9 protein-coding genes are annotated in these 10,788 nt (G+C 53.8%); 8 read left to right on the top strand and 1 reads right to left on the bottom strand.

Going from position 1 to position 10,788, the window contains the following annotated elements; all coding sequences use genetic code 11:
- The 8 genes from ACTJI9_RS21480 to apnL form a co-directional block, all read left to right on the top strand.
- On the top strand, positions 1-221 hold a 221-nt coding region (locus ACTJI9_RS21480), incomplete at its 5' end, for an RpiB/LacA/LacB family sugar-phosphate isomerase (RefSeq protein WP_440810839.1).
- A gap of 79 nt (positions 222-300) precedes the next feature.
- Positions 301-1,128, top strand: coding sequence for a phosphogluconate dehydrogenase C-terminal domain-containing protein (locus ACTJI9_RS21475; protein ID WP_307276802.1), 828 nt, complete (start codon positions 301-303; stop codon positions 1,126-1,128).
- Between the two features lie 80 nt (positions 1,129-1,208).
- Positions 1,209-2,147 carry a D-ribose ABC transporter substrate-binding protein gene (locus ACTJI9_RS21470; RefSeq protein ID WP_115055601.1) on the top strand — a complete coding sequence of 313 codons (939 nt, stop codon included), beginning with the start codon at positions 1,209-1,211 and terminating at the stop codon, positions 2,145-2,147.
- Between the two features lie 73 nt (positions 2,148-2,220).
- The gene (locus ACTJI9_RS21465; RefSeq protein WP_440810837.1) at positions 2,221-2,865 is read left to right on the top strand and encodes a DUF2291 family protein; all 645 of its coding nucleotides are present in this window, start codon (positions 2,221-2,223) and stop codon (positions 2,863-2,865) included.
- 1 nt (position 2,866) lies between these two features.
- Positions 2,867-4,426, top strand: coding sequence for a sugar ABC transporter ATP-binding protein (locus tag ACTJI9_RS21460; protein ID WP_440810834.1), 1,560 nt, complete (start codon positions 2,867-2,869; stop codon positions 4,424-4,426).
- Complete coding sequence (locus ACTJI9_RS21455) at positions 4,426-5,490, top strand: ABC transporter permease (RefSeq protein ID WP_440810831.1); 1,065 nt, start codon at positions 4,426-4,428, stop codon at positions 5,488-5,490. Before ACTJI9_RS21460 ends, ACTJI9_RS21455 begins: the two co-directional genes overlap by 1 nt.
- 4 nt (positions 5,491-5,494) lie before the next feature.
- Entirely contained in the window at positions 5,495-6,529 is a 1,035-nt protein-coding gene (locus tag ACTJI9_RS21450) for a Gfo/Idh/MocA family protein (protein WP_440810829.1), read from the top strand.
- Positions 6,526-8,415, top strand: coding sequence for a D-apionate lactonase (gene apnL / locus ACTJI9_RS21445; RefSeq protein WP_440810826.1), 1,890 nt, complete (start codon positions 6,526-6,528; stop codon positions 8,413-8,415). Before ACTJI9_RS21450 ends, apnL begins: the two co-directional genes overlap by 4 nt.
- A 198-nt stretch (positions 8,416-8,613) precedes the next feature.
- Here apnL and ACTJI9_RS21440 read toward each other — a convergent pair whose 3' ends face one another.
- On the bottom strand, positions 8,614-10,509 hold the full coding sequence (locus ACTJI9_RS21440) for a tetratricopeptide repeat protein (protein WP_337353295.1): 1,896 nt from the start codon (positions 10,507-10,509) through the stop codon (positions 8,614-8,616).
- Positions 10,510-10,788: the final 279 nt, after the last annotated feature.

The following is a 10,788-nucleotide window of genomic DNA, read 5'->3' as shown; positions in this document are numbered from 1 at the left end:
ACAAGGTGCCGGGCATTCGCGCCGCGCTGACCCATGATACCTATTCCGCCGAGCGCGCTGCCAAATCCAACAATGCGCAGATCATCACCATGGGCGCGAGGGTTATCGGCCCGGAACTTGCCAAGGCTATCGTGGATAAATGGCTGGAATCCGAATTCGATCCCCAAGGCGCTTCAGCAGGTAATGTCGAGGCAATCGATAGGTTGGATCGCGCGAAATAAGCGTCGAATATGATGGAGCGATCATTGACTCATCATACCAGTTAATGTACCAAAACATATATTCATGAGGTGAGGAAACATGACTGCAATCGCTCTACTCGGTGCCGGTGGGAAAATGGGCTACCGCTTGGCCAAAAATCTGATGGGCTCACGCTTTGAGGTGCGCCATGTAGAAGTAAGTGATGCCGGCAAGTCTCGCCTTGAAGAAGAGCTTGGCCTGTCATGTGTAGATATTAACACGGCACTTGCGGGTGTTGATGTTGTCATTCTTGCGGTTCCAGATACAGTCATTGGCAAGGTCGCCGCCAGTATTGTTGATAGGCTGGTTGCGGGAACCATGGTCATTGCGCTCGACGCAGCAGCGCCCTTTGCGGGACACCTACCCGTTCGACCCGACCTGACGTATTTCGTCACCCACCCGTGCCATCCACCGATTTTCAACGACGAAACCGATATGCAGGCGAAGAAGGATCACTTTGGAGGTCTCTATGCCAAGCAGCATATCGTCTCCGCGCTGATGCAGGGTCCCGAAACGGCTTATACTCTGGGTGAGGAAATTGCCAAAGTGATCTGGGCGCCGGTCATGCGGTCTCATCGTGTCACCGTTGAACAGCTCGCCATTCTCGAGCCGGGCTTATCGGAAACGGTAGCGGCTTCTCTGCTCATGGTCATGAAGCAGGCGATGGATGAATGCGTGACGCGAGGGGTGCCAGAACAGGCCGCACGCGACTTTCTGCTCGGCCACATGAACGTCCTCGGCGCGGTGATCTTCGGTGAAGTTCAGGGGGTGTTCTCTGACGCGTGTAACAAAGCCATCGAATTTGGTATTCCAGCGCTTATGCGCGACGATTGGAGAAAGGTGTTTGAGCCTTCCGAAATCGCTGAAAGCATCCGGCGCATCACCTGACCGGCATGGGGCCTTAAATCCCACAATCACTATCGGCTTCGCCGGGAACGGAGCCGTTCATTTTATCTGGGAGGAACGACATGAAATTCACACGCAGACTATTGCTTGCCACAGCTGCGATACTGGCAATTGGCACAGCAATGCCGGCCTATGCGGCAGACCTTATCGCAATTATCACACCGTCACACGACAACCCATTCTTTAAGGCGGAAGCAGTGGGCGCCGAGGCAAAAGCCAAGTCACTTGGTTACGAGACCTTGATCCTTGTTCACGATGATGACGCGAACAAACAATCGCAGCTTATCGATACTGCCATTGGTCGTGGCGCCAAGGCGATCATTCTCGATAATGCCGGCTCAGAGGCGTCCATTGCTGCTGTCAAGAAGGCCAAGGACGCGGGAATACCATCATTTCTGATCGACCGTGAGATCAATGCCACCGGTATTGCCGTTTCCCAGATCGTTTCCAACAATTATCAGGGTGCGCAACTTGGAGCTGAGGAGTTCGTCAAGTTGATGGGCGAAAAAGGCAACTATGTCGAGTTGCTTGGCCGTGAAGCTGATCTGAATGCGGGAATTCGTTCGAAAGGTTACCATGACGTCATCGATGAATACCCCGAAATGAAGATGGTTGCACAACAGTCGGCAAATTGGAGCCAAACGGAAGGCTACTCCAAGATGGAGACCATCCTGCAAGCCAATCCTGACATTAAAGGGGTGATTTCCGGCAACGATACCATGGCAATGGGAGCGATTGCAGCACTGCAAGCGGCTGGACGAAAGGACGTTATCGTTGTCGGGTTCGACGGGTCCAATGATGTTCGCGATTCCATTAAATCCGGCGGTATAAAAGCGACGGTCCTGCAGCCTGCCTTTGCTCAGGCACAGATGGCTGTTGAACAGGCTGATGTCTTCATCAAGACGGGCAAGGGACCGGCGGAAGAAAAGCAGTTAATGGATTGTGTGCTGATCAATGCCGACAATGCCGCAGCGCTCGAAACCTTCGCCCTGAAAGATTGATACTCCAGAGAAAAAGTGCGGTGTGGATGATTTCCGCACCGCACGATTATTCCTTTGGAAGGGAGCAGTATTCATGCCGAACCCTCGCAAAGCTGCCGCGGCCTGCCTCGCCATTGCGCTGATTTTGACCGGCTGCAAAATTATCAAGACGCCGACGGCTGAAGAGGCCACGGCGGCGGCAAACGGCGGGTTTAACCCGGATCAACAGGTTGCCGGGATTTGGGACACGAAAGTCATCTCGTTTCTTGAAAAGCGCGCCGGCACATTCCAAGAGGTGTCTGCTCTTTCCGCAACTGATCTGAATGCTGCCGCCGCTGCCTATGGGCACAAGGAAAAGGAGGGAAGCGCACCCTGGACTTTTGCCGCCAAGGTTTCCGGTTTTATCATTAAAGCTGAAACGAAATCCCGCGCTGCCTATCTCGACACTGATGTTAATAGTGACGGCAAGGCGGATGTCCGCATTCAAATCGGTCCGGTCATCAAAGGGACAGCACTGCGTGACAGCCTCGATTTTGTCAATTTCAATGAGTTCAAGAACCAGATCCAATGGGCAGAATTTGGCAAAGCATTTAACACGCACGTTAATAAATTAACGCTTGAAAAGCTGCCGCGCGAAGGACTGGAAGGCAAGAAGATCGAAGCGCTCGGCGCCTATCCCTTACCGTCAACCGGCCAGCCGGCATTATTTACGCCAGCCACCATCGCGATCGGCGGCTGAGATGACGGTCACCGACAAACTCCACACAATCCTCAAGCTCGACGATGTCACGAAGGTCTATTCGGGTATCGTTGCAGTCAAGCGCGCCAGCCTTGAATTGTATCGCGGCGCGGTCAACGTGCTCGTCGGCGAAAACGGCGCCGGCAAGTCAACGCTGATGCGCATGATTGCAGGCGTCGAGAGGCCAACCCTCGGCCGCATTCTCCTGGACGGCACAGAAGTCGAATTCAATTCGCCAGCCGATGCGCAGAAGCATGGCATCGGAATGGTGTTTCAAGAGCTCAATCTCTTCGGCAATCTTTCCGTGGCCGAGAACATCTTCCTGACCCGGGAGATTACCCGTGGCATGCGTGGCATCGATCACAAGGCGCAGGTGGAAAAAGCCAACCATTTTCTGGATAAACTTGATGCTGGCATCAATGCCGAGACCATGGTGGAAGACTTACCGATCGGCCAGCAGCAGCTCGTTGAAATCGCCAAGGCAATCTCGCTTGATACCCGTATATTGATCCTCGATGAACCAACTTCAGCCTTGTCGGCCGCCGAAGTCGATATTCTCTTTAAGGTGATCGGCGAACTGAAGGCGCAAGGTGTCGCGATTGTTTATATATCGCACCGTCTCGAAGAACTGATGCGCATCGGTGACTATATCACGGTGCTGCGCGATGGCCGGATCACCGGTCAGGCCATCGTCAAGGACATCGACACAAGGTGGATCGTCCGCTCGATGATCGGCTCTGACGCCAAGGATTTCGCCAAGTCGGTTGACCACAAGCTCGGTCCGGAAGCCTTCCGCGCCGAGGATATCTGCTTGCCACGCAAAACCGGAGGCCTCTCTGTCGATCACCTCTCCGTCTCGGTTCGCGCTGGAGAAGTGCTTGGCATTTACGGGCTCATGGGCGCCGGTCGCAGCGAGTTCTTCGAGTGCGTCATCGGCCAGCACGCGCACTCGACCGGGAGGGTTTTTGTGGCAGGCGAGGAGGTCGTTGCCCGCGACACGTCCACCCGGATCCGCAAGGGCCTCGCACTCATCCCTGAAGACCGGCAGCGCGAGGGACTTGTACAAGTGCTTTCCATCGCCTCGAACCTGACCCTCGCCAGCCTGGAGAAATTTGTCAAATTTGGCTTCCACATCGTCGACGAACGGGAAAAATCTGCCATCAAAGACTCGATCCAGAACCTTTCTATCAAGGCACCCAATCCGGATTTCGATGTTACCTCCATGTCCGGCGGCAATCAGCAAAAAGTCGTCATCGGCAAGGCACTGATGACCAATCCGAAAGTGCTCCTCATGGACGAGCCGAGCCGCGGGATTGACGTGGGTGCAAAGGCAGACGTGTTTCGTACCATGAGACGGTTGGCTGGCGAAGGTCTCGCCATTCTGTTTTCGACCTCCGATCTGGAAGAGGTTATGGCATTGTCCGACCGTATCGCGGTGATGAGCAACGGCAGGATCACGGCTATCCTTGACCGGGCTGACGCGAGCGAAGAACTCATTATCAAGGCCGCGTCTGAAGGACACAAATCCGCCGGGCATAATGTTATTGGGGAAATTGCGTGATGGCTACGGCAACTGCGAGCGAAAAAACATCCGGAGTATACAGCGGCTCCATTCTGCTGACACTGATGAAACTGCGAACGTTCATCGCACTTTTTGCCGTCATCGTCTTCTTCTCGATCTTCGCACCCAACTTTTTGTCGGCGGCAAATATCATTCTGATGTCAAAGCATGTCGCGCTTAATGCATTTCTCGCCATGGGCATGACCTTCGTTATCATCACCGGCGGCATTGACCTTTCCGTGGGCTCGATTGTTGGCCTTTGCGGCATGGTCGCAGGTGGCCTCATCTTGCATGGCATCGATCTGCAGTTCGGCTATACGATATATTTCAACGTCGTTGAAGTTTGCCTGATCACACTCGCTGTTGGCATCGTCATCGGTGCGGTCAACGGACTTTTGATAACCAAGCTGAATGTAGCCCCCTTCATCGCCACACTCGGCACGCTCTATGTCGCCCGCGGTTTCGCCCTGCTTTCCTCCGATGGTCAAACCTTTCCGAATCTCGTTGGCAAACCTGAACTGGCAACCACGGGATTCAGTTTCCTCGGGTCCGGCCGTGTTTTTGGTCTTCCGGTTTCCATCTGGATACTCATTGTTGTGGCACTTGGCGCCGCCTATCTGGCAAGATACACGCCCATCGGTCGCCAAATATTTGCCGTTGGTGGCAATGAGCGTGCTGCCCGCATGTCCGGCATCCGTGTCAATCGCGTCAAAATGTTCGTCTACATGTTCTCCGGCTTTTGCGCAGCGATCGTTGGCATCGTTATTTCCTCCGAGTTGATGGCCTCGCACCCGGCGACCGGTAATTCCTTCGAACTCAACGCAATCGCTGCAGCCGTATTGGGCGGCACCTCCATGTCCGGGGGGCGCGGCACAATCGGCGGTACCATTATCGGTGCCTTTGTCATCGGCATTTTGTCCGACGGCCTGGTGATGATGGGCGTCTCTTCCTTCTGGCAAATGGTCATCAAAGGTATCGTCATCATCGTCGCAGTGGTGATAGATCAGGCACAACGCCGCTTGCAGCAACAAGTCGCCCTGATGCAGTTAGCCAAGAAAGGTTGAGCCAATGTCGAATCTGCGTGGAGCTCTCATCGGTTGCGGTTTTTTTGCCGTCAACCAGATGCATGCGTGGAGAGATGTTGCGGGCGCGACAATCACCGCCATATGCGATCGCGATGCGGAGCGCTTGAAAAGCGTCGGCGATCAGTTTGGGATCGAGCGCCGTTATGGCGATGCCTCAGATTTATTCAAGGATGGCGGTTTCGACTTCGTCGATATTGCGACGACGGTAGCAAGTCATCGTACGCTGGTTGAAATGGCGGCCAAACACACGATTCCAGTCATTTGCCAGAAACCTTTCGCGCCGACACTGGCTGATGCCAAAGCCATGGTTTCCATCTGTCAGGACGCTCACATACCGCTCATGATCCATGAGAATTTTCGCTGGCAAACGCCAATCCAAGCCGTGCGAAAGATTTTGGACACGGGGACAATCGGTAAGCCTTTCTGGGGCAGATTCTCGTTTCGCTCCGGTTATGACGTGTTTTCCGGTCAGCCTTATCTGGCTGAGGGAAGGCGCTTTATCATTGAGGATCTCGGCATCCATACGCTTGACATCGCCCGCTATATCCTTGGCGACGTGAGACGCCTGTCTGCGCGCACAAAGCGCGTCAATGGAGCCATCCAGGGAGAGGATGTAGCAACCATACTACTCGATCACGAAAATGGCGTGACCTCCGTCGTCGATGTAAGCTACGCCACCAAGCTCCCAACAGATCCATTCCCCGAAACTCTGATTGAACTTGATGCGACAGAGGGTTCGTTACGCCTGGCTCAAGGCTACCGGCTTCAGATCAATGGTCCGCTTGGAAGCGAGGTTCTCGATGTGTCGCCGAGGCTCCTGTCCTGGGCATCACACCCCTGGCACAATATCCAGGAAAGTGTGCTTGCGATCCAGCAGCATTGGACAGATCATCTTCTGGTCGGCACGGAGCCCTCCACCTCCGGTGCGGATAATCTGAAGACGTTTGCATTGGTGGAGGCTGCCTATCAAAGCGCCGAATGCGGTCAGACAATCGACATAAGAGCGCTATTGAAATGACCGCTGATCTGGATCATTTCAGGCTTTTTGGCACTCATCAGCGCCAAGCGCGGCCGATCCTTCTGACAGCGGGGAGACTATCGGCGGAATTCACCGATGGCGGCTTGAGGACGGTTTCCTATGACGGCGTAGAGGTATTGCGTTCTGTTGCCTATCTGGTCCGGGACCGAGATTGGGGCACATATGTTCCCCGCATCGAGGATCTTAGTATCAGTCAGGACGATGACCGGTTTCTCATTGCATTTATGGCCAGATACATGGGCGATGCAGATACAGAATTGACGGTTCTAGTTGCAATTTCAGCAGAGGCCTCTGGCATTCTTACATTCGAAACCGAAGCGCTCTCGCAAACGGGATTTGAAACCAACCGCTGTGGATTTTGCGTTCTTCATCCGATCATCGGCCTTGCAGGCACCACTGTCACTGTCGAACACGTCGACGGCGTGGTAGAACAGACGCAGTTACCATTTTTGATTGAACCCTGGCAGCCTTTCAAGAATATGCGGGCGATAACGCATAATGTTATGACCGGGGTCAAGGCTGAATGTCGCATGGAAGGCGACACGTTCGAGATGGAAGACCAGCGAAATTGGTCAGACGCCTCCTACAAGACCTATGTCCGTCCGCTGGCTCTGCCTTGGCCTTACGAGATTCCTGTAGCAAAACCGGTCAAGCAGCGGATCGCGCTGACCATAACTGATACGCGCATTGCGCCCAAGTCGGCGCCGTTTTCTTCCCGACCCAATCCGGCAGTCGTCGTAACCCATGGCGTCAAGTCCGGGACAATACCGCACATTGGCCTTGTCGTAACTCCGGAAGAAGCCAAGGCAACGCTCGCTGCACGCCAGCATCTTGCCGATGTTGCTCCACAGGAATTGCTGTTCCATTTTGATCCATTGGCCGGGCACGGAAAAGAAGCTTTTGAGGATTTTTCCGCAATCGCCGGAATCCATCGCGGCAGTTCCACCCTGGAAATTGTGCTTCCATGCCAACAAACGGCGGCAACGGAACTTACCCTAATCGCAGCACAAATGAGTGCTTCCGGTTTCCATCCCCGGGCCATTGTCGTATCCCCTGCCGTTGACAGACAATCAACACCGCCCGGCAGTATCTGGCCGCAATGCCCACCCCTTGAGGAAGTCTATGACGCTGCGCGCGCTGTCTTTCCGCACGCGCGGCTTGGAGGCGGCATGCTCAGCTATTTCACGGAACTTAACCGCAAGCGTGTACCGGCCCGTGCGCTCGATTTCATAACTCATTGTACAAATCCCATTGTGCATGCGAGCGATGATCTGAGCGTCATGCAAACCCTGGAAGCCTTGCCCTTCATTACCCGGTCAACACGCGCGATTTACGGCGATAAAGCCTATCGCATCGGACCATCGACCATAGCAATGCGCCAAAATCCGTATGGCAGCCGCACGATGGAAAACCCCGCGGGCGCACGCATTACAATGGCAAAAACCGACCCGCGACATAACAGCGTATTCGCTGAAGCGTTTGCAATGGCCTACGCGATTCAGGTTCTCGACGCCGAGCTTGAATGCCTCACTCTTTCAGCATTGACCGGTTCCTTCGGGCTTATCGCCGGACAGGGAGAGCCGGTTATCGAGGGTGGTAAAAGACCACTGTACAACACAATCAAATGGCTGGCCGGCGTTGCGCAAAGCAAATGGCAGGAATGCATCTCGTCAGATCCTACCCACGTCGTCGCTTTTATCGTAGAAGGTGCAAAGGGATCATATCTGCGGCTTGTGAATGTGACTTCGGAAACGAAAAACGTCGACGTAGAAGCCTTCAATATTAAAGCGGATGACGCGCAACCAATGGTCGCTCTCGGGCCGCTGGCGACCATATCGCTGAATTTGAAAGACAATCCTCTCTAACCCTCGGCAATGAGTACGCATTCCCATGTCTGCGCACGAAACTTAGGTCACAGGTAGTTCCGTTCGGTCGAACCTACCCTGGCGACCGAGGAGCGTATTTGGCGACCTGAATGTCGTTAGCGGAACAAACGCCCTTGATAAACGTCTGGACGAAAGGTATTCAGTCGAATCTGCGTCCAGGTCCGTTTGTTCCATCCGTCAGTCACCATTTGCCCTGGCCTTGATAACCTCGTCGTGTTTTTCTTCGATAAGCCTGAACATGTCCGTAAACCGGCTATCGTATCTTATGGCGTTTAAATCGGAATCGTTCTTGAACCACATTGTTTGGTAGTAGGAGCTTCTAGGCAAAACACACTGCAGAAGCTGGATGGCTTGCTCAGCGTCGCCGATCAACGAGTATACGCACGCAACGTTGTATTGTGCTACAACATCATCGGGATCAATCGCCAACGCCCGGTCGGCCCATTCACGGGCACGTTGATCATCGCCAAGATGGGCCCAGGCAAGAGCTCCTCGGTGGGCTGGTCCGGAATTCTCCGGGTTTTGTTTCAATGCCTGTTCGGCCCGCCATAACCCCACGCGAGCCCAACTTTCGATCTCTGTTGAGTTGCCAAGCGATGCGTAAGCGCTCATCAAGTGAACGGGCGACAGATAATCATCAGGTTTGAGCTCGGCTGCCCGTTTAAAGAACTGTACTGCTGCCTCGAAATTTCCTCGCATGTAATGGAAGCGAGCATAGTGAAAATTTGCCTCGTGCAGACCCTGATCAATCGCCAGCGCGTGATGAAAAGAGGCAGCTGCTTCCTCATCTCGACCAGCCTGATGCAGCGCCAATCCACGGGAAGCATATGCTTCGGCCAAATTTGGGTCCAGCTCAAGGGCCTTGGCCGCCATTGCCGAAATTCGTTCCAACGGAAAATCTTCCGGCTGCCAGTCCCGCAAGGCTGCCTCGCAATCTGCAATACCAGCATAGGCACGGGCGTAATCGGGGTCCAGTTCCACTGCCTTGCAGAACATGCGCCGTGCCAGGTGAAGATAGGATTTCGTCCAGGCATGAGAGAATTGCCGCCCACGCAGATAATAAGTGTACGCTTTTACATTCCCTGTTGGCTCGGTCTCGATCGCCTTGCGCTCGTCCGGCAACAGTTTGATTTTCAATTGACTGACAATTGCGTAGGTTATTTCATCCTGTATCGCAAAAATATCTGTGAGCTCCCGATCATATCGTTCCGCCCAGACATGACCGCCATACATGGCATCAATAAGCTGCCCTGTTATGCGGACGCGTCCTTCAACTTTGCGAACACTGCCTTCCAAAACATAGCGCACACCAAGTTCCTGTGCGACCTGTTTGACTTTTATGGATTTGCCTTTGTAGGTGAACACGGTATTGCGCGCCACGACATGAAGGCTCGAAACCTTTGACAGATCGGTAATTATGTCTTCGGTAATCCCGTCGGAAAAATACTCCTGTTCTGGATCGCAGCTCATATTGGTGAATGGCAAGACGGCTATGAATTTCTGAGAATGATCAGGCACGTCAAGCGTTGCGGGTAAATCGGAACCTCTTGTGCTCGCCTCGCCAAAACCAACCGTGTAGACTCTGATGTTTTGCTTGATATTTTTAAGGGATTGCTCACCCCGGTCCATGAAACCCAAATTAAGCCGGGAGCCAATCTGATCGCGAACGGATGCGGCCACGGCAATGCCGCCCGGTTGCGCAATGCTTTCAAGACGCGCGGCGATATTGACGCCGTCGCCAAATATATCGCCATCCTCAACAATTATATCGCCGATATTAATCCCAATGCGCAGTTCAATCCGGCTGTTCTCGTCTACATCGCGGTTGCGTTCCGCCATGCCCCTTTGGATATCAGCTGCACACGCAACAGCGTTGACCACACTGGAAAATTCCACCAGCATTCCGTCACCGGTCAGCTTGAAGATCCTGCCGGAATGGTCGCTGATCAACGGATCGATAAGTTCGCGGCGATGACGCTTGAAACTGTCGAGCGTTCCCGCCTCGTCAACGCCCATCAAACGGCTGTAGCCGACAACGTCAGCGGCGAATATAGCGCTCAGTCGACGTTCCAAATGGCCTCCAGATATCAATTGGCATGTGCAAACGTTTACCATAGCCGCTTGCTTGTGTGATGTCGCGTCCATCATTCGATTGAACAGCACCAGGAGAAGCCAGGGCTCCCGCCACCAAGCGGACTTTTTTACGACGGCGATGGTTGCCCATTTGCCCGGAACCGAATTCAAGTGCTGGTTAGATCGTGCAGGGCCCAGCAAGGCAAAGCTGTAACGATCAGCTGAACTGCATCATTCGCGCCTTGGCATTCATTCTGACATCCGTAGTCGATATCGCGA

Origin of the sequence: Phyllobacterium sp. 22552 (assembly GCF_052044585.1) — a bacterium.
GTDB lineage: Bacteria > Pseudomonadota > Alphaproteobacteria > Rhizobiales > Rhizobiaceae > Phyllobacterium > Phyllobacterium ifriqiyense.
The sequence above is the reverse complement of the archived record's forward strand: the minus strand, read 5'-3'. Positions and strand labels throughout refer to the sequence as shown.